This is a genomic window from Paenibacillus sp. 01T443 (assembly GCF_056398325.1).
This window is the reverse complement of sequence record NZ_JBFTPE010000009.1, coordinates 276,394-296,927: the sequence shown is the minus strand read 5'-3', so window position 1 is coordinate 296,927 and position 20,534 is coordinate 276,394. Positions and strand designations below refer to the sequence as shown.

The following is a 20,534-nucleotide window of genomic DNA, read 5'->3' as shown; positions in this document are numbered from 1 at the left end:
GATGCCTCCAGCGAAGTTCTCTGATTGGGTCATGACGCTGGAGGACCAAAGTATGTTCCATAAAGCCATGTAAATAGGCCAAATAACAAGCTTGGCTACGTAATTTGTTTATTTGGTTGGCAGCACTCCGGAATTAAGGGGTCTAACCGTAAAGTGCATTGTAGCTCACTCAACGACAGAGCCACTGTGATTTCGCTGCAGCGCCTCACCTACTCTTCAAGTATCGAGCAGCATCTTGCCTGCGTTGCAGAAAATACAACAGAAACCTATCAATGTTACTCAACCGCGGAGCTACATTGCAGAAAATACAGCAGTATCTGCCTCTAACAACCCTTCCGAGCTAGAAATGATCATTTCTGCTGTACAAAGTACACTGTAGCCGAACAAAAGCACGTTTGGGTGAAGATACATTGTATAAAGTGCATTGTAGCTCACTCAACGGCCGAGCCACTGTGATGCAGCTTCAACGATGCTGTTGCAGATGCAGCGCCGCACTTACTCTTTTCTACGAAGCGCTCTTCGAAAATCCGTAGGCGATTGGCCGCTCCATTTGTGGAATTGTTTCGTAAAAAACAATGGGTCATTGTAGCCTACGGAAGCCGCAATTTGGGCGATCGTTAGCTCCCCCTCCAGCAGCTCCTCCGCTTTCTTCATCCGTACTTTATATAAAAACTGCATCGGCGGGAGGCCGGTCGCTTCTTTGAAAAGTCTAGTCAGATGAGCGCGGTGATAGCCGAGCGTTCGAGCGATTCCTTCTATGGACAGCTGCTGTCCGTATTGGAGAGACATGAGACGGACGGCTTGGTCAATTTGACGGTACGAATGAGACTCCGGAGCGCTCCCTGCGCTGTTTCCAGTAGGATACATGCTTCCAAGCTCATGCAGCAGTAGCCTGAGCCAGCCCGATGCCTCCATATTTCCAAGCGCAGGCACATTCGTTTTCTCCATGCTTTTTCTAATGCTTCTGAACAGCTTTTGCATGACAGGCAATGAACAGCCCTTAATGACTGAAAAATCAGGCGTAATGCCGATCGAGCTGAGCGCCGACTCTACGATCTCGCCCGAGAAGGCCACCCACATATACGACCAAGGGCGGCTTACGCTTGCTTCATATTTAACCAATATATCCGGGAAAATGACGAAAGCATCGCCAGCCTTGCATGGATATGCTTTTCCCAACGTCTCGAAAGTCCCCTCCCCGTCCAAAACGATATGAATTAAAAAATAATCATGAACGGCAGGGCCAATAAAATGGCCGCCAACCGGTCTTCCTTTTCCGCTGAATAAGACAGACATTTCTCCCTTTAGCGGAGCTCTATTTAGACTGAGCGAGAAACTCTGATGTGTTTCCATGGCTGCACCTCCATTAAACCAGCTCTACTCATTTTACTAAATGATGCTACATTTCTCCATATAAACCTCCCTTCCTTCCATACCCATTTATGGATAGCCTCTTTATACTAAAGGAGTCCAGCATTCACTTAATAGGAGGCCATTGTCAAATGTCCAAAATTACTTTTATCGGAGCAGGAAGCACCGTTTTCGCCAAAAATATCCTTGGTGATGTCATGCAGACGCCTGCCCTTCAAGGCTTTGAAATCGCTTTATTTGATATTGATGGGGAGCGTCTCCATGATTCCGAGCAGATGCTGCTCAATATCCAAAAAACAAGCGGAAGCACTTGTCAGATTAAAGCTTACTCCGATCGGAAAGAAGCGCTTCGCGGAGCCAAATACATTGTAAATGCCATTCAAGTAGGCGGCTACGATCCTTGTACGATTACCGATTTTGAAATCCCCAAAAAATACGGCTTGCGCCAAACGATAGCGGATACCGTAGGCATCGGCGGTATTTTCCGCAACCTTCGCACCATTCCCGTTATGCTCGATTTCGCCCGCGATATTAACGAGGTTTGCCCGGATGCCTTATTCCTGAATTACACCAATCCGATGGCTGTTCTAACCAATGTGATGAACACCTACGGCGGCGTAAAAACAGTAGGGTTATGCCATAGCGTGCAGGTTTGCGTTCCGCATTTATTCGAACATTTGGATCTTGATCCAACTGGCGTTAAATACAAAATCGCAGGCATCAACCATATGGCGTGGCTGCTTGAAGCGAGCAAAGACGGCGTCGATCTTTATCCGGAAATTAAAAGGCGCGCTGCCGAGAAGCAGAAGGAAAAACATCATGATATGGTCCGCTATGAGCTCATGCTCAAATTCGGCTACTATATTACCGAGTCCTCCGAGCATAACGCGGAATATCATCCGTATTTCATTAAACGCAATTATCCGGACCTTATTGAACGCTTCAATATCCCGCTTGATGAATATCCGCGCCGCTGCGTGAATCAAATCGAAGGCTGGAAATCAATGCGCGACTCGCTCGTAACCGACAGCAATCTCGAGCACTGCCGCAGCCATGAATATGCTTCCTATATTCTGGAAGCCATTGAAACGAACAATCCGTTCAAAATCGGCGGCAATGTGATGAATACGGGCTTGATTACTAACCTGCCGAAGGAAGCCTGCGTTGAGGTGCCGTGCCTCGTGGATGCTAACGGCGTCACGCCTACTTATGTCGGCGACCTGCCGCCGCAGCTGGCTGCATTAAACCGCACAAACATTAATACACAGCTGCTCACGATCGAAGCTGCCATTACAGGCAAACGCGATCATATTTATCACGCAGCGCTGCTGGATCCTCATACCTCAGCCGAACTGTCTATGGATGATATCGTCTCCCTTTGCGATGATCTCATCGAAGCGCATGGCAGCTGGCTGCCTAGCTATAAATAAGCGTAGACTGCTTCGCCGTCAAGGATATTTCGCAGTGAAAAATTAGTGTCTTATAAGGTTAAAATTTATATTATCTTTATTCTTTAAAATAAACAGCCGTTCCCAAGCAATCATTTGCTTGGAACGGCTGTTTTTAATTTGTAAATATACTCACACCGAACTAGGCAAACACATACTCTATTTTCATGAGAATTCAATCACCTTATCTAAAAGGAGCATACCATTCGCATGAATTCATATATGGACTACACGTCCCCGGGGACGCAATTTGCATTCGATGTAAACAGCAATCCGATTTTCAAAAAAGATGCTTACAACTACTTAAATTTATTATCCGTTAAACAGCTAAACACTTTGACCAATTTATCGCTGCTCGATATTTTCCTCAGCAAAGGAAACGTCATAGAGCCGCATTACCATCAAAATGCCGCGGAGCTTGTATACTGTATTTCTGGCGCATCAGAGATCTCTCTCATCAATCCATTTACCAATCAGCTCCTCCATTTCAATGTAGTACCCGGTCAAGTCGTCAACATACCGCAGGGATGGTGGCATTACGAAATCGCTACGCTCGACAACACGCATCTTCTGGCGATCTTCGATGCCCCGGTTCCTGATGTTATTTACGGATCTGACATTTTGCGTTTAACCCCTACCAATGTGCTGGCCTATACCTATTGCCTGGATGAAGCTAAATTAAAAAATACGCTTGCTCCGTTAACAGACACCGTCGTTTTGGGACCGCCGAACGGCTGCAGCTACAATCCCGTTCATGTTCAAACGGCCCAAAAGCAATCGGTTAATCAAGCCCCTGTCGAGCATCAGGCAGCGAACCAGAAATATGGCCATCATCATCGCATACAGCAATACTGAAAACGCGGTTCTACAAAAACAGGTGATCAGCAGCCCTATCGCTGCCGGTCACCTGTTTTATTGTCGCACTGTTAAAACTGCAATGATTAAGAATTACCCAAGAATCCATCTTGCAAGCATCGCGATATCCTCGATATCGATTTTGCCGTCTGCATTGAGATCAGATTTCTTATACTGCGACCAGTTTGGATCTGCGCTTGTTTTACCGTAGGCAGCCGCTAAGATACCAAGATCGCCGATCGTTATCTTCTGATCATTGTTAATATCGCCAGATAACACGGAAGCTTGGAATACAGTTACGGCAGCACTTAACGCAGCAATCGCTTCATTTACCTGAATGTCGCTCGCGTTCGGGTTGACTGCAACCTCTTTCGCTTTCGCAATCGCCGCAGCAAAGGCCGCTTTCGCAGCTGCTGGATATTGTCCAGGCTGATTGCCAACTACAGCACTATTGTAGATCGCTTCTGCTGCTGTAATCGAATGATTCAGACCCGTCATATCGACTTGGGCACTGATTTGTACGCTGTGTGAAGCACCTTCTACTTTTAGCTCTTCGCCTTCACCGTTCGCCGCTTCAACACCGCTTAGGGTGATTGCTGCAGTACTTGGCGTTCCCGTTACATTAGCCAAGAAGCGCAGCTTCAGCCATTCAGAGTTCGCATCCACGCCATTTCCTTGGCCTGCTGCAATGATGCGAACCTTTCCTGGCTCAAGCATTTTCTGTTCAAGAATGCCAAACCCTTGCTTTAAGGATGTCGCCTCCGCAAATGCCAATTTCGTAGGATCGAAGCTTACGATCAGCATTTGAGCATACAGCGTCTGGAATTTCTCGGCTTCAATATTGGACAAACCTATGGTCACATCGAAGGTTTGACCTGCTTTAACCTGTGCTGCGCCGGCAATCGTTACAGTCGGTTCGTCTGCAGCTGGCTGGGCTGATGCGGCGAACGCTTCTGAAGCTTGATTCAAAGCTGTCACAGCGGCATCAACGGTCGCTTGAACCGCTCCCGCATCGGCTGCCACCGTTTTAGCTTCAGCAATTGCGGCTGCAAATGCATCCTTTGCCTCTTGCGGATATTGGCCGGGCTCGGGGCCAATTACGGCAGCGGCTAGCTGCCCTTCAGCGGCCGCAACGGCAGCTTGGAGTGCTGCCTTATCCGCCACTGCGACAGGTCCAACTGAGAAGTAATCAAAATTAGCCTGAATGGAGCCTTGATCTCCTGCGGACAGACCGTAAAACCCAATCTTCAGATTGCTTAGTCTTACGGTCATTGGGTCAGCTGCCTGCTTCCAAGCCGTCCCATCCCAATAGAAAGTAGTTACAACATTTCCGATCTTTCTGATTTGTAAATACGAGGTATCGTAGCCGGGATGCTTCACCATATTTGTCGCTTTGACATAGACCGCATTTTTCTCATAAGCGGTTTCGAGACTTTTACCGGTAGCACCCTCTGTATCCCAGACATGGCCAAACTTGAAGTAATTGTCTTCATTTTGCCAAATGAAAAGTCCTGCCTGCTGGAAGTTTTTCCGTACGGGAGCATCGACTTTGGCCGTAATAACGAAATCCCCTGCCGGTGCGTCTTTAAGGAATATGTTCGGCAGATTATTTGACGTTTGATAGGTATCTCCTGCTGACGTATCCAAGCTTAGAAATCCTGGTTTACGCGTCAGTGACCATTTGGAATTATCCGCTTTAAAGACCGACCACGCGGAATCTAACACCGCTGCATCAAACGAATCAACCGATGAGCCTGCCGGAATCGGATCGTTTACGTTGGTGAAAAATTGGACGCGTCCGGCTTGAAGCGCCTTTAAGTCATTTTGGATATCGGCGGGTACAGCGTTCTCGTTCTGAACTGTCGCTTTGGCATAATCAATCAGCACTTGGAAGGCATCCACAACGTCCTGCTTATACTCTCCCGCTCCTTCGCCAACTTTCGCTTTGCTTGATAATGCTTCAGAAGCAGCGATTTCTGCGAGCAGATCCGCTTTTGTAGCTGTGCCGATAAGATCGCGATGGGCTGCCGCTATGCGGTCAAAGTCCATCTTCTCAACTTTGCGGTCGTATGACATCAAGCCGTTAATTTCATATTCCACATCCGTGATTTGCGTATAAATCGCAGCGCTTAATCCTGTTTCCTTCAGCTGCTTCACCTTATTGATATACGTGATGTAAGTCGAAGTCAGCTGTTCTTTGCTGTTCATCAGTTGGTATGAAAAGACGAGCGGACTCCACTCATGCCCAGGTACATGCAGGCCTAAACCGCCGTATTCGCCCAGAACAGCCGCTCTTGTATCGCTTGGGCTTGGTGCGCCTGGATCAGGATAACGATGCATATCTAGCAAATCGCCCGCGCCTGCATCCCACCAGCCGCTCGTGCTGTTCACAAGACGAGTCGAGTCAAGACTTTTCACATAGCTGGTAGCATCCCTTGTCTGCTGTCCGCCTTGGTCGAATTGCCCCCAGCCTTCATTAAACACCGTCCAAACAATAATCGATGTCACGCTGCGAAGCTGGTCAACCATCTCTTTGTACTCCTTAAACCACTGCGTCTTCGTATCTGCCGTAATATCCGAGCCCCTGTTGCCCTGGCGGTCTTCTAAACTCGGCATATCCTGCCATACGAGCACGCCAAGCTTATCCGCCCAATAATACCAGCGGGCAGGCTCCACTTTAATATGCTTACGAATCGTATTCATGCCTACGCGTTTAACCGTTTCGATATCAAATTTTAGAGCTTCATCCGTTGGAGCCGTATAGATGCCATCCGGCCAGAAGCCTTGGTCAAGCGGCCCCATTTGAAACACGAACTTCCCATTCAACAGCGGACGGGTAATGCCGTCTACATTGCCCAGCTTAATTTCTCTCATACCAAAGTAGCTCGTTACCTCGTCTACGGTTTGCTCGCCATCCTTCAAGTAAACCTTTAAATCATAGAGGAATGGATCATCAGGAGACCATAATCTAGCGTTCGGTACGGGTACCGCTATTTCTGTGCCAACCGCACCGGCTGCGGTTCCGACGACTTCCCCATTCGCCATCGCGACAGCTTCAATCGTTTGACCTTGGATGCCGCTGCCGGCTGCGTTTAATTTCAAAACACCGTTTTGAATGTCCGTCGACATATCCAGCTTATCGATATGCGCTTCGGCAACCGGCTCCAGCCATACCGTCTGCCAGATGCCCGAAACGGAGGTGTACCAAATACCGCCAAGCTTTTTCACCGTTTGCTTGCCGACCGCTTGATCCGCGCCCATATCTGTCTCATCAAGCACATGGACGATCAGTTCATTATCGCCTGGCACAAGATAATCCGTAATATCGAAGCTGAACGAGGTGTAGCCGCCCTTGTGGTTTCCTGCCAATTGACCATTCACGTACACCGTTGCCAAATAGTCGACCGCCCCAAAATTAAGCTTCACGCGCTGGCCGTCCCAGTTCTCCGGAACCGAAAAGCTGCGTTTATACCACATCAAGTCCTCTACGCGATTGATGCCCGAGAGCTTCGCTTCGGCAGCAAACGGTACGAGAATCTTCTCTTCCAGCGATTTGCCCGACGGAATCGCTTCTCCTTTTTTCGCTGCTTGGAACTCCCACTCCCCATTCAAATTCACCCAATCCTCGCGCACTAATTGAGGCCTAGGATATTCAGGAAGTACATTTTCTTTATCCACGTCATCCGCCCACGGCGACATGATTTGATATTTCGAACCGTTTAGCAACGGTTTATCGAAGCTAGCCACGACTGCACCTGCCAGCGTTTCCAGGCCGCCTTGACCGTCGTAAACCGCTTTTACATTGCCAACGTCCTTGGAATAGACCGCTTCCTTGAAGTTTACAACGACAACCTTATCATCGCCTGCCTTCAAAGCCGCCGAGTCGATAGCCAGACTGCCCGTCGAGATATTCACCTGCAAATGCTTAATGAATTCGGAAGTAACGGGCTTAAGCGATTCCTCAAATGGAAGCTCTGCGCTGAGGCCGTCCTCGAGAATAGTACCGCCTGGCGCAAAGCCGTCCGGCAAATAAAAGGCTTCCGTCGGTACGGCTTCCTTCGTGACGCTTGGGCTGGACCAGCGCAAATGCACATTCGAGCCGCCGTTATCCTCAAATAGCTCCAGCTTAATTTTGTGTTTCTGGCCAGCGGTCAAAGCAACCGGAAGCGAAGTTTGTTCTTTGTCCCAGTCAGCTATCCAGTGATCAATCGTAAGCTTATCGTCGATCCAGAGGCGGAAGCCATTGTCGCCGGAAATATAAAAGGTATAATTTTCGGTGAATTCAGGTTGAATAAATCCGGTCCATCTGATGCCGACACGGTTCTCTTGACCTGTATACATTTTGATAGACGGCTCAAGATTAGATATATCCAGACTCGGATCATAACCGGTGCCTTTAAAGGTACCAAAAGTGAAATTAGGCGGACCGCCTGCTGTATAATATTCGGCTTTTAAGCCGTGGTACTGAGGCTCTTCCGCACCATCCGCGGCCGCAGCGCGCGGCGTAAAAGAGACAGCGGAAGCCAGCATGGTAAATAACATGGAAAATGCCACTAGCGTGCTTATTGCCTTGCTTCGTTTCAACATGAATGGAACCTCCAAAATTTCATAATAAGAAACTTAAATTTGGCGGAGGAAGTGATGTGCCTTCCTCCATGGTCCGTTTAGTCGATAATCCGGCCTGCAACCATAGCAAGATCCTCTATGTCTACTTTCCCATCACGGTTTAAATCAGCCTTCTGGTACAGCGCCCAATTCGGATCGCTGCTCGTTTTTCCATAAGCGGAGGCCACAATGGCCAGATCGCCAATCGTAATTTTATTATCTTGGTTCACGTCGCCCGTATTTTGCCCGATTACGCTTGCACGGAAGATATTGACTGCTTCACTCAGCTTAGCTATAGCGGCAGTGATTTCTTCTTTGGTTGCCTGATCATCGTCAGCTGTTTGCTTCGCTTTGGTTATTGCTGCTTGCAGCAGCTGCTTAACCGCCGCTGGATATTGACCTGGCTGTGTGCCTGTCACAGCTTCATCATGCAAACCTTGCGCTGCCGTAATATCCGCGTTCAATACTGATTTATCCGCAGGAGCAGCTTGAATTTGCAGGAGATGCTCCGCTGCATTAAGGCGAAGCTCCTGCCCCTCGGCGTTAGCGAGCAGTATGTCGGTTACGGCAACGGTCGTGCTTGCCGCTTCCTCCAGCATTCCGGCCTGGAAGGTAAGCTTCAGCCATTCCTCGTTCGGCGACAAGCCTGCTCCTTCACCGAATGCTAGAATCCGGATTTTGCCCGGTTCCAGCACCTTTGGCTCCAGTAGGCTCAGACCTTCCCGTAAGGAGACGGCACCTGAGAAACTTAACTTGCTTGGATCAAAGGTAACCGTTACATCCTGTGCGTACACGCTCTGATATACGCTGTCCGTCACATTGCGAACCCCTAAGACAAGCTCGGCTTGCTCACCGCTCGGGATGCTCGTTGCCCCCGTCCATGCAGCTGTCGGTTCATCCGATGGTTCAACGGCTGTATCGCTTGCTTTGGACAAGGCGATATAGTCCAGCTCATAGAAACCCGGATTCGGTCCCGTGCCCCGCATAAATTTAATCGAGTTGAGCCCCTCCTTAAGCTCAACGTTTATGCTTGTTGCCATGAACCTGCCCCAATTAATCGTGCCTGCGAGCTCAGTCGTCTGTTCTTCGCCGTCGTTTACAATAATTTTGGCGGTTGCAGGCTGGTAGTTTCCGGTGTTTTGGCCGTACCAAATGAACATTTTATACGTCCCTGCTGCTGGAGCCGCCACTTGATTAAAGTCAACGTAGCTGTCCGCATAATCCATGCCGCCTACGTAGCTCAATCCGGACGCATGAACATTATTGCTGCGAGCGGTCGCCTTAAACAGCTGAGCATTCTCCGCTTCATATTTTGCCGGCTTAACGCTTAAGTCTTCCGTAACCTCAGGGAAATACGTTACCCTCAGGTTTTCAGCTCCGAAAGGCACCAGCGTGATATTCTCCGTAGGCTCAGCTGAATATACCGGGCCGACAGGAGGCTCTGCGGCCGAGACACCGTTCGGCGCTTTGCCCCATGCCGGAATACGTTTGCCCTTCGCGATCAGCTTAATCGGGGTCGTCTCCTGCAAGAATGGATTTTCTGGCATTTCAGAGGTTACAACCTCAATCGATGCCGCTGGATTATCCCGGTCAAGGAGCAAACCATAGTTCCAAGGTGATTCCGCATCAATGGTGTATTCCTTGAAGCCGGGCTCCTTAATCTGAGGTGCTGGATTAGATTTCTCTTTCCAGTCCTCCTCAATTTTTAGCGAGAAAACAAGCGGTCCGCGTTCGATGCCAATTGAATTGTTAACCCAAGTTGAAGTTTTCAATTCCATCGGCAGCGTCAATACAACCGTATCTCCTTGTTCCCATTGCCGGTCAATCGTGAAATACTCTCCCGATTTAACCGCAGCTTGCGGCTGTCCGTTTACCGTGATAACAGCATTTTCCGTCCAATCCGGAATACGCAGCTTAAGCGGAAACTTCACGCTCTCGGACGCCTCTTCGATCGTGAAGCGAATTTGATCCTCAAATGGATAATTCGTCGTTTCCTTCACCGTGACATTCGCGCCTTTGATTTTGGATGAAACGCGGCTGGGCCCGTATGCGATGACCCCAAGCCCTCCATCAGATGTACCCGCCCACATGTCCTTTACAAAATAAGGCCAGCCCATATGCATGTTGAATCGGCAGCACGGGAAGCCCGAATAAGGGGACTGCACGGTGCCATTACCGTAATTTTGCTTAAAACCGTGATCCGTTACCCCGCTTTGCACTTGGTTCGGAAGCGAGTAATATTGATGCGTCTTGATATCCTTGCTCATCGCGCCTGGCAGCGAGTTGAAGGTAATCTTCTCAAGCGCGTCTCCGATCGTCGGATCGCCGGTAATCATGGCAGCAACCGCGTTGCTATGTACCCGCTCCACGATCGCGCAAAGCTCAACGCCTTGCGTGGATGCCAGCCCGGCAAGCATTTCTGTACCGGAATTAATGCCGGTAATTTGATTATGCGATTGGTTCAAATGCTGGACGCCGGCATGGAAAGCCTCTTTGTCCGCTACATTGTTCGATAATTGATAATATATGGCAGGTGTCTTAATCGCTTGATTTACGTTGACCGTATGCTGCGTGTAGAAGTTATCGGGGTTGCTCTTAGCGGCTGTTAGGAAGTTATTATTAGCAAAAACATCGGTCGCATCAGTGCCTTGACTATGCAGCTTCTCGGCTAACTGAAGCAGGAATGGATCGCCTGTTCGGTTATAAAGCCATAACACGACATTCAAGTTGTCGCCGCTGCGAATTTGACCCCAATCCCTTAAAGGTCGCTGATCCAGGTTGTTTTGCTGATAATGGAAATAGCTAGTTAGGAAGGTAAGAACCCTCTCGTCGTCTGTCGCTTCGTAATAATCCTTTAACACATAGATCGCGACCATGCGCGGCCACCAATCATTGTCGCTGGCAGGACCGAATGAACCGTCATCTTTCTGGCTCTCCAGCATCCAATTGATCCATTTTTGCGATTTCGCAATCAATTCCGGATCGTCCAGCGTATATGCAAGCGAGACTAAACCCTTCACATAATAGATAGGGCGTTCCCAGTTCGACTCTGGCGCTGTTCCCCCCAGCCATTCCGAATTTGTGTTCAGCTCGCCGTATAGATCCTCCGCATAGCCGGTCGCTCCGTCCTTCATAAGCTCCAGCTGCTTTAGCAGCCAGCCATCTGCCTTTACGGAGCCAAGCGGAAGCGGTACAAACGGTGTTTGCACCAATGGGTCCTTATTTTTCACCGGCTCTTTGAACGTCTCTGCGGGGACGGCATAGTCGCTTGCGATAAAGTTGTCAAATACAGGCTGAACCTCATCCGCCCATACGCCTACTCCTCCGGAAGTGAATTTATCCGCACTTTCGTCGCTGTATTCTAGAACCGGGTTATGCATATCATCCAAATAGATTTTAATTCCGTTTCCATAGGTTACGACCTTCAACTGATAGAATTTGTTCGCCGTTACCGTATCCAAGGCTTTAACGACCTTGAGGTCGGTCCATTCGTCATTTAACCGGCGAAGCACGAGATTTCCGTCTCCGCGCAGACCGGCGTAATAGCCTTCAGTCTCGTGTCCTGGACTGCCGGATTGACTGCGAAATAATAGTCCCGCCATACCGGCTGCTGCCTGGAGCTTAACATCCGTCTCCACCGTAAAATCATTGAAAACCGTTTCTTTCACGAGCAGTGATTGATGCTGACCGGCATCTACAGTGATCCCGCCCGATTGCAATTTCCATTCACCCTGCAAGGATTGCCAATTTGGCAAAGTCAATCCTGGTACGGAAGTGTCGAATGCATCCGTGAATAAAGTCTCGCCTTTATCATCGGAAACTTGTAAATTATCATAGGCCGGCTGGGACTGATAGAGCCTAACGCCTACTTGACCTTTCGCGTAGGTTGTATCCGTTTGCTCTAAAACAAGCGCACCGTTTACATAAAACTTGATTTGCGAGCCTACAGCGCTGACTTTAAAGTGATAAGCCGCATTTGGATTGACGGCAATTGAAGCACGCTTCAGCTCTGTCCATTTGTTATCCATGCGTCCCAGGAATACACTGCCCGATCCTTGGGCGGATATGCCCGCGTAATAACCTTTCACATTGTCTGCGCCCGGCGCTGCGCTGACCGTACGAATCAGAAAGCCTGCATCCCCGTTCCGATTAGGAAAGTTGATGTCGGCTTCGACGCTGCCGTCCTGAATTTCCGTTTGTTTTACGAGCGCTTTAGAGGCCGTGCTGCTTTCTGCTGTCAATTTGCCGTTTGAAATTGACCATGCTCCATCGATGACATTCCAATTGTCATTTATAATTGACCGATTGAAATGATCCTCGAAAAATCCAGGCTCTGCCTCCGCCGATGCTTCTACATGCACAGCAGGCAAAAAGGAGCTTACGTACATGGTGAAAACAAGCGGTAAAACGATCATTGTTTTCAGCTTTGCGCTGAACCTCATCTTGCTTCACTCCCTCAAACTTTGGTCACGATGAATAGCGGTTAAATTGGACTCTTTGTTTAACGTTCCTCCTTCGTCCTTGTCGCCCGTGCTCACCTCCCCTCCGTTAACATTTCCAGCTTGCTCTCGAATTCCATCGGATCAATCAGATGAAATGTATCCAGCACAGTACCGTCCTTATCGATGATGAATGTGGTAGGCAAGGCATGCAGCTCGTATAAATAGGAGGCACGTTTGTTAGCATCAAGCAGATTGGTGAAGCCCCATTCGTTTTTCTGAATGAATGCGTTTATTTGATCGGCTTGCTTCTCCTCTGAAGATAAATTCACGCCATAAAAATCGACTTTATCCCGAAACGTCTCATGCAGCTTCTTCAAGGTAGGGGCCTCTACGCTGCAAGCCTCGCACCAGCTGGCCCAAAATTGCAAAACAATCGGTTTGTCATTTGTTTCAGCAACGGTATACGTTTTTCCATTTACAGCTTTCAAAGTAAAGGCAGGCGCTTTGACACCGGAGGTAGCTGTACGATGCAAGGCGGCTTCCTGATCCACGCTTAATATATTCTCAAGCGCGGAAGCGTTCAATTTGCCGCCTTCTGTTCCGCTCGTTTTATCCGATTTCAGCATTAGGAGTAAACCGAAGGCCGTAGCTAGAAGAAAAACGCCAATAATCAAAATCGAGCTTTTCATTTGATCTACTCCTCATGCATCTGTTTCCTGCTGCTCGGCAGCAGGGCTGCTTACTCCTTTAAATCAATGACGGCAAGCAAAAGAGTTACCGCTTCCGCTCGGGTCGCATTTGCGCTTGGTGCAAATTGGTTCGCGCCTCTGCCCTTGATGATGCCTGCTTCAGCAGCCATCGCAACGGAAGGATGCGCCCAAGCCGGAATCAAATCACGGTCAGCAAAAGATGATTTTTTGGCTGGATCTGCCTGCCAAGCAAGAGCTCTCGTAATCATCACGGCAATTTCGCTGCGGTTAATCGGCTTGCCAGGTCGGAAAGTATGATCCTCATAACCCTTTAGAATACCCGCCTCTACCGCCGTGGCTACAAATCCGGAGGCCCAGCCTGGTATGCTGCTTGCGTCCGTAAACGATGCTTTATCTCCCGTTTTTGCTTGCAAATCCAGTGCCCGGACGAGCATTGCCGCAAACTCAGCACGGGTTACCTGAGCATTCGGACGGAAGGTGCCGTCGGTATAACCATTAATGAAGCTCAGTTTGACCGCTTGTTCTATTGCCGCTTTTGCCCAGTGTCCTGTAATATCTTTGAATAAAGCAGCGAAATCTACCAAAGCGGCCGAGATCTTCACGTTTGGTTTAAGCGTAACCGATTGGAGTTCGCTGTTTACAAGCTTTACATCAGTGAGCTTAACCTCTGCTTCCCCTTTGCCTAAGACTTCGAATAAGAAGCTGGATAACATGCTCTTTCCGTTGTCGCCTTGTTTTTTCCCGATTTTTGTCGTTGCGTAAACGATTTGGTTCCCTTCCACGATCGGTGATATCGAATAACCCGTGATACCGCTGCTTGCGCTCTTAAAACGAAGCTTCTTTGTATCAAAGGAAAGCTTTACTTCAAATGCGTACATATCCTTTAATTTATCCGCATTAACGACGATTTTGATATTGTTGTCCGACTTCTCCTGCGTGAGCGTAAATACAGGAGATTCCGCAGCAAAAGCAAAGCTAGGTACGGCCATGGCCAGCAATAAAACGATTAAACCAACCGACATAAAACGCTTACAATTCATCATTGAAATCGTCCCTTCCAAGTACAAAATGTGATATTGAGAGATAAGCATGATCGCTAGAAGAAGCATACATGCAGCATAATGATACATAATGTATCATCAGAACTATGATGAAAGGCGCCCCTATAGGTAAGAGCTCCCTTAGCCTAAGTTCTGATAAGTGCGCCATCCCTTCATAAGTTTTATTTTACAAAGATGATTTCGGAATGTATTTGCAATATCAGGTTAAAATTTATGAATTTCCGCCGTTCCTTTCCATTGTTCTCCTTAAATATAACGAAGGCCGCTCCCCGTAATAACGGAAAGCGGCCTTTTAAACGATCCTGATTATGTTTACGCAAACTTCTTCCAACGGCTGTCTCCGGGATTCGGACAAGCACGGTCTTTATATTTGGCAGCGATACGCACGAAGCAGCCGCAAACAGTACAAGTGGTGCCATACTGAAACTTTGGGCAGGCTCTGCAAGCCAGCAAACGCTGCTCGTATACGTCATCCGGTACGCTAATGTCGGACTGAAACATCGGCGCTGCCAAAATACGGTCAATCTGCTCATCGGTTACACGGTAATCATCCCGGCATCCCTTGCATTGATTTTTGCTGCTCATCTTGAGGCTTGCCTTACTCTGAGATCAGCTCAAGCACCGTAACAGACATTGGCGAGAGCTTCGCGCTGATTTTTGAGCCGTCGACTGTAAAAGCCTGATACGCTGTCGGAACTACCGCTTCCGGCTGCTCAAAGGTATTGTGTGCATCCTTAATTGACGCTGTAAGCTCCGTGCCTGTAACTTGAAGTCCCGCTCCGATGAGGCCGCGTACATCAATTTCAACATCAGCGCCGGAATAGTTATCCAGATTGCACAAGCTAACATGGATACGGCCTTCTGCATCTTTGGACGCCGATACCGATACCTGAGGAATCTTCTGATCATTATGTGCGTAATCCTGGCTGTCAATCGATGTAGTAAGCAGGGTCGCGTCTTGATGCACTTTATACATGTCAAAAACATGATAAGTCGGCGTTAGAACCATTTTCTCGCCCTCGGTCAAAATAACCGATTGCAGCACGTTAATCACTTGAGCGATATTCGCCATCTGAACCCGATCACAGTGATCGTGGAAAATATTTAGCGTCAAGCCCGCAACGAGCGCATCGCGAATCGTGTTCTGCTGGTAAAGGAAGCCTGGGTTAGTGCCTGGCTCAACGTCGAACCAAGTGCCCCACTCGTCTACGATAAGGCCAACGCGTTTGCTCGGATCATAACGGTCCATAATTGTAGAATGACGCTTGATCAGCTCGTCCATCCAAAGCGCTTTTTTCATGGTGATATACCATTCATCCTCGGAGAAACCAGTCGCCGCGCCTTTTCCTGTCCAGAACTCGCCTGGAATCGTGTAATAATGCAAGGAGATTGAATCCATCATCCAGTGCGCTTCACGCATCACGACGTCCATCCAGCGGTAATCATCCACGTTTGGACCGCATGCGATTTTGTGAATCTTGTTCTCGCCGTAGTTGCGGACATACGTTTGATATCTTCTATAGAGGTCAGCGTAATATTCTGGACGCATATTGCCGCCGCAGCCCCAGTTCTCGTTGCCTACGCCAAAATATTTGACGTTCCAAGGCTTTTCCCTGCCGTTCTCTTGGCGCAGCTCCGCCATAGGCGATACGCCGTCAAAGGTCATGTACTCAACCCATTCGGACATTTCCTGAACCGTCCCGCTTCCCACGTTACCCGAAATATACGGCTCGCATTCCAGCATCTCGCATAGCATCAAAAACTCATGCGTTCCAAAATGATTGTTCTCAAGCACACCGCCCCAGTGCGTGTTGATCATACGTTTGCGCGTCTCGCGCGGACCGATGCCGTCCTTCCAATGATATTCATCAGCGAAACAACCGCCCGGCCAGCGAAGAACCGGAATTTTCAACTGCTTAAGCGCAGCGACTACATCGTTGCGGATCCCGTTCGTATTCGGAATCGGAGAATCCTCGCCTACCCAAATTCCTTCATAAATACAGCGTCCAAGATGCTCAGAAAAATGTCCATAAATGTTGCGGTTAATCGTGCCGGCTGCCAAATCGGCATTAATCGTTATACGGTTTGCCAAATGAATCATCCTCGCTTCGTATGTTGGGTTAAAATGACTTCATCATTTCATTGGATTAATATATTTATTTATCCAAAAATGTAAATGTTAATCCTACTCAAATCATAATGGGAGCGGATTCATTTTGCAACCCTTATCTGCAATAAACCATAAAATATTTATCGAAAAATGCTTCTGCTGGTAAAAAAAAATCACGCGCGATGATAGACAATCGCGCGTGATTTTTTATTGTGAATCATTTCCTTATTTTTCTATCGAGAGCCATTGCAAGAAAGATTGAATATGTGTGTCCCAATACCCCCACTCATGGCTTCCCGGCCCTTCTATATAAGTCAGCGGATAATCAACTGCCTCACAGGCTTCACGGAACGCGACATTATCTTGGTAGAGAAAGTCTTCCGTCCCGCAGCACTGATAGAGCAATGGCTTTGCCAAAGACGTATCCTTACGCTCCGCTACGAGATGCAGCAAGTCCTCATCGGTCCCCTTAATATCTTTCTCTCCATAAATCAGATGGAAATAAGGCTTCATATGGGGCGCAGCCGGGTCTTTGATATGGTTAGCCATATCAAGAGCGCCTGACAAGCTGCCCGCGGCAGCAAACCGGTCAGGATGCCTTAGCGCCCATTTGAATGCGCCATATCCTCCCATCGACAAACCTGCAACATAATTATCCTCACGCTCGTCTGATAGAGGGAAGAAGGAACGGGCTATTGCTGGAAGCTCTTCAGTCAAGAAGGTCCAATACTTATTGCCGTATTCCATATCCGTATAAAAGCTTTGATGGACATTAGGCATGACAACAGCGAGCCCAAGCTCGGCTACATATCGTTCGATAGACGTTCTTCTCGTCCATATCGTATCGTCATCGGAGAAACCGTGTAATAAATATAATGTTTTGTGCAGCTTCTGGCTGCTTCGACTGTTCATACCAATTTGCGTGGCGGTTTGTTGAGGTAAAATAACGGTCATCGACGTACTTAGACCTAATGCTTCAGAGAAAAAGTTACAAGTAATAAACGCCAATCGATATACCTCCCAAAATATAATAGTAACAAACTGTACTCATCACTAGTAATGTAGCATCAATATGGAGCGCTTGCAATCTAAGATACCGCCATTTCCCTCGCGCGTAACAAAGTTACTTAGTGAACTTTTTTTCAGTCCTTATATGAAAATTGATAGCAAGGTATAATAGTAACCGTCTGAGCTTGAATATAAATATGCGGAGGTTGATGAAAAATGAAATTGATGCCATTAGAGCGTCGCGGGATATCTGATAGCCGATTGGCGCTAGGCTGCATGGGCCTTGGCGGAAGCTGGGATCTTGCAGACCCCATCACGACAAATCATATTCGTCAGGCTGAAGCAGCCATTGAAGCTGCCCTATCCATTGGCATTACCATGTATGATCATGCTGACATTTATACGAGAGGCAAAGCAGAGTCTGTGTTTGGACAAGTCCTGAAGCAGCAGCCTAAGCTTCGTGAACAAATCGTCATTCAATCCAAGGTGGGCATCCAGCTCTCTGACGGTGTATTGCCTGGTAGATTCAATTTTTCGAAAGAGCATATTTTGCCTTCCGTGGACGGTATTTTAGAGCGTCTCGGAACGGAATATCTAGATGTATTGCTGCTTCACCGTCCAGATCCGCTTATGGAGCCGGATGAAATCGCTGAAGCCTTTACGAAGCTGAAACTTTCTGGAAAGGTACGGAACTTTGGCGTGTCGAATATGAGCCCCGGACAAATCCGTTTCCTGCAGCGCGCGCTGCCAGATCCGATCGTCGTAAACCAGCTTGAGCTTAGCTTGCTTCGCCATGACTGGGTCGATCAAGGCATTCATGTTAACCAAAAGGCTGGCTTAAAAGATAATTTTGCTGAGGGACTAATGGAATTCATGCAGATGGAAGACATTCAAATTCAAGCTTGGGGCCCGCTTGCGCAAGGAAGATTTTCTGGAAGGGTTTCGGAGAATGCATCCGAAGCGGAGATTCAAACAGCCGCTATGGTTAAGCAAATTGCTGACGAGAACGAGACAACTCCTGAATCGGTCGTGCTCGCATGGCTCATGAAGCACCCTGCACGGATTCAGCCTGTTATTGGCACGGTTAATCCTGAGCGAATTATTGCTTGTAAGGACGCGGTTCGGCAATCCGAAATCATGACGAGAGAGCAATGGTACTCGCTGCTCGTAAGCGCTAGAGGCGTAAACATGCCTTAATGCAAGTTGCAACCCTTAATTTATTAATATTTTTTCATTTATTTCTCATAATCGCTCAGAATCCTTGAAACAGCTAACCCTTCGCTCTCATGTGGAAATTTCCCATGTTTCAGATGTGTTATAGTCATACACATAATACGAAACGCGGAGGGACATCCTGACAGCATGAGAATATCAAACTTTATGAAATCGATTGCGAAAGCAGGCATTTGCAGCGCGGTCGTCATGTCGGCTATCACATTCGGATCTTTTGCGCCTGAAGCGCATGCGGCAACACCACAAACGTTAAATCTTATTTCTACAGGCAAACAATACCTTGGGACACCTTATAAATTCGGTGCACCTGCTGGCGTTACATACGCTTTTGACTGCTCATCTTTTACCCAATTTCTGTTTAAGGGACTCGACGTTTCCCTTCCCCGCACCTCTGGAGCTCAAGCTACAATCGGCGAGAAGGTTCCTAAGGGCTCTTTAAGCATGGGCGATCTTGTTTTCTTCAATACAAACGGCAAGTCGATTAGCCATGTAGCCATTTATGCAGGCAACCACAAAATTATTCACAGCTCCACAAGCAAAGGCGTTACGGTTACGAGCCTCGATACAGGCTATTGGGCAAAGAAGTATGTCACGGCAAGACGTGTTTTAAGCTAGTTTAGGCTTCATTAAGCCCGCTGATCAAAAGCTGCTGTCGCTCTTTGCGACAGCAGCTTTTTGTATTTTATTGTGCTATTCATTTCTCACTTCAGTTCCCTACATGCCGCTGCCGATACTTTAACGGCGTAACACCTACTACCTTCTTAAACATATGAATAAAATATGAAACATTAGGATAACCGACTAGAATACCGACCTGCTCGATAGAGTGCGTAGTAGATTGAAGCAGCCTGCTCGCTTGTTTAATTCTTCTTGCGGTCAAATAATCCGTAATATGGCTTCCTGTCTCCTCATGAAATACTCGCGATACATAAAATTTGGATAAATGCAGCCATTCTGCTAAATGGTCCAGACTAACCTCTTCGGCATAATGCGTTTCGATCCATTGCATAATTTTTTCCGCATAACGCAATGCTCTTCCATCCGTTTCGATTGCTTCCCGGTCCTGCAGATCGCCCTTTGCTTTATGAATGATCCCCATCAGCTGTAGAAGCAGCATCGTAACCTCCTCCTGCTCTTGGCCTCTGCCCTGCTTGCTCATCTCATCGAAATGAACAAAACAGTCTTCTATTTGCTTGATTTCCTGAAATAAATCGAATGCAGGCCCTGTCGATCTCCCCTGCCATATCTTCATAAACAGGCTGTGACGCAGCGGGAAAGGTGCTAGGTTATCTGAGAATACGGACGGATCAAAAAACGCAATCGTGCGTTTATAAGGTTTCTCTTTGCTCACATTGGCAAATACCTTATGCAATTGGAAGGGTTGGAACAGGAACAGCATCCCTGAACGCATTTCATACGTATGCTGGTTCACGATAATGCTTCCCTCCCCTTCATGAACATAAAGCAGCTCCATGCATTGATGCCAGTGATAAAAACCGGGGTAAGCGGTATCTGATTTGGCGACATGCGACCACAGCATCGTCTGTCCATCAAACTTAACCGGATCGAACAAAAAGTTCATATGGCCTCCTATTAGGACAAGATCTCAACATTTTATTATCTAGTATTGCAAGTTTCTGAGCTTTTGAACAGTTAAAATGGATTAAAAAAATGACATGCTGGATCATTTG

13 protein-coding genes are annotated in these 20,534 nt (G+C 47.8%); 4 read left to right on the top strand and 9 right to left on the bottom strand.

The window, feature by feature from the left end:
• Positions 1 to 495 precede the first annotated feature (495 nt).
• A complete protein-coding gene (locus AC1DLI_RS19540) occupies positions 496 to 1,353 on the bottom strand; it encodes an AraC family transcriptional regulator (RefSeq protein ID WP_477605501.1) in 858 nt (285 codons plus the stop codon).
• A 149-nt stretch (positions 1,354 to 1,502) separates the two neighbouring features.
• Between AC1DLI_RS19540 and melA the strand changes: the two genes are divergently transcribed.
• Entirely contained in the window at positions 1,503 to 2,801 is a 1,299-nt protein-coding gene (gene melA / locus AC1DLI_RS19535) for an alpha-galactosidase (RefSeq protein ID WP_477605499.1), read from the top strand.
• A gap of 228 nt (positions 2,802 to 3,029) precedes the next feature.
• A complete protein-coding gene (locus tag AC1DLI_RS19530; protein ID WP_477605497.1) occupies positions 3,030 to 3,674 on the top strand; it encodes a cupin domain-containing protein in 645 nt (214 codons plus the stop codon).
• 93 nt (positions 3,675 to 3,767) lie between these two features.
• Here the strand turns inward: AC1DLI_RS19530 and AC1DLI_RS19525 are convergent, their stop codons facing one another.
• The 7 genes from AC1DLI_RS19525 to AC1DLI_RS19495 all read right to left on the bottom strand — a co-directional run bounded on the left by AC1DLI_RS19525 (position 3,768) and on the right by AC1DLI_RS19495 (position 17,610).
• On the bottom strand, positions 3,768 to 8,261 hold the full coding sequence (locus AC1DLI_RS19525) for a PA14 domain-containing protein (RefSeq protein ID WP_477605495.1): 4,494 nt from the start codon (positions 8,259 to 8,261) through the stop codon (positions 3,768 to 3,770).
• A gap of 77 nt (positions 8,262 to 8,338) precedes the next feature.
• Positions 8,339 to 12,721: a beta-L-arabinofuranosidase domain-containing protein gene (locus tag AC1DLI_RS19520; RefSeq protein WP_477605493.1), complete on the bottom strand. Its 4,383-nt coding sequence runs from the start codon at positions 12,719 to 12,721 to the stop codon at positions 8,339 to 8,341.
• 92 nt (positions 12,722 to 12,813) lie between these two features.
• Positions 12,814 to 13,410 (bottom strand): TlpA family protein disulfide reductase, encoded by a 597-nt coding sequence (locus AC1DLI_RS19515; protein ID WP_477605491.1) that lies wholly within the window; start codon positions 13,408 to 13,410, stop codon positions 12,814 to 12,816.
• A gap of 50 nt (positions 13,411 to 13,460) precedes the next feature.
• Positions 13,461 to 14,474: an S-layer homology domain-containing protein gene (locus AC1DLI_RS19510; RefSeq protein ID WP_477605489.1), complete on the bottom strand. Its 1,014-nt coding sequence runs from the start codon at positions 14,472 to 14,474 to the stop codon at positions 13,461 to 13,463.
• A 330-nt stretch (positions 14,475 to 14,804) separates the two neighbouring features.
• On the bottom strand, positions 14,805 to 15,077 hold the full coding sequence (locus AC1DLI_RS19505) for a DUF6171 family protein (RefSeq protein ID WP_477605487.1): 273 nt from the start codon (positions 15,075 to 15,077) through the stop codon (positions 14,805 to 14,807).
• Positions 15,078 to 15,090: 13 nt separating this feature from the next.
• A complete protein-coding gene (locus tag AC1DLI_RS19500) occupies positions 15,091 to 16,584 on the bottom strand; it encodes an alpha-N-arabinofuranosidase (RefSeq protein WP_477605485.1) in 1,494 nt (497 codons plus the stop codon).
• 243 nt (positions 16,585 to 16,827) lie between these two features.
• Complete coding sequence (locus AC1DLI_RS19495; protein ID WP_477605483.1) at positions 16,828 to 17,610, bottom strand: alpha/beta hydrolase; 783 nt, start codon at positions 17,608 to 17,610, stop codon at positions 16,828 to 16,830.
• Between the two features lie 216 nt (positions 17,611 to 17,826).
• Between AC1DLI_RS19495 and AC1DLI_RS19490 the strand changes: the two genes are divergently transcribed.
• Positions 17,827 to 18,807 carry an aldo/keto reductase gene (locus AC1DLI_RS19490; RefSeq protein WP_477605481.1) on the top strand — a complete coding sequence of 327 codons (981 nt, stop codon included), beginning with the start codon at positions 17,827 to 17,829 and terminating at the stop codon, positions 18,805 to 18,807.
• Between the two features lie 165 nt (positions 18,808 to 18,972).
• The gene (locus AC1DLI_RS19485) at positions 18,973 to 19,458 is read left to right on the top strand and encodes a C40 family peptidase (protein WP_477605479.1); all 486 of its coding nucleotides are present in this window, start codon (positions 18,973 to 18,975) and stop codon (positions 19,456 to 19,458) included.
• 91 nt (positions 19,459 to 19,549) lie between these two features.
• Here AC1DLI_RS19485 and AC1DLI_RS19480 read toward each other — a convergent pair whose 3' ends face one another.
• Positions 19,550 to 20,425: a helix-turn-helix domain-containing protein gene (locus tag AC1DLI_RS19480; RefSeq protein WP_477605477.1), complete on the bottom strand. Its 876-nt coding sequence runs from the start codon at positions 20,423 to 20,425 to the stop codon at positions 19,550 to 19,552.
• Positions 20,426 to 20,534 lie beyond the last annotated feature (109 nt).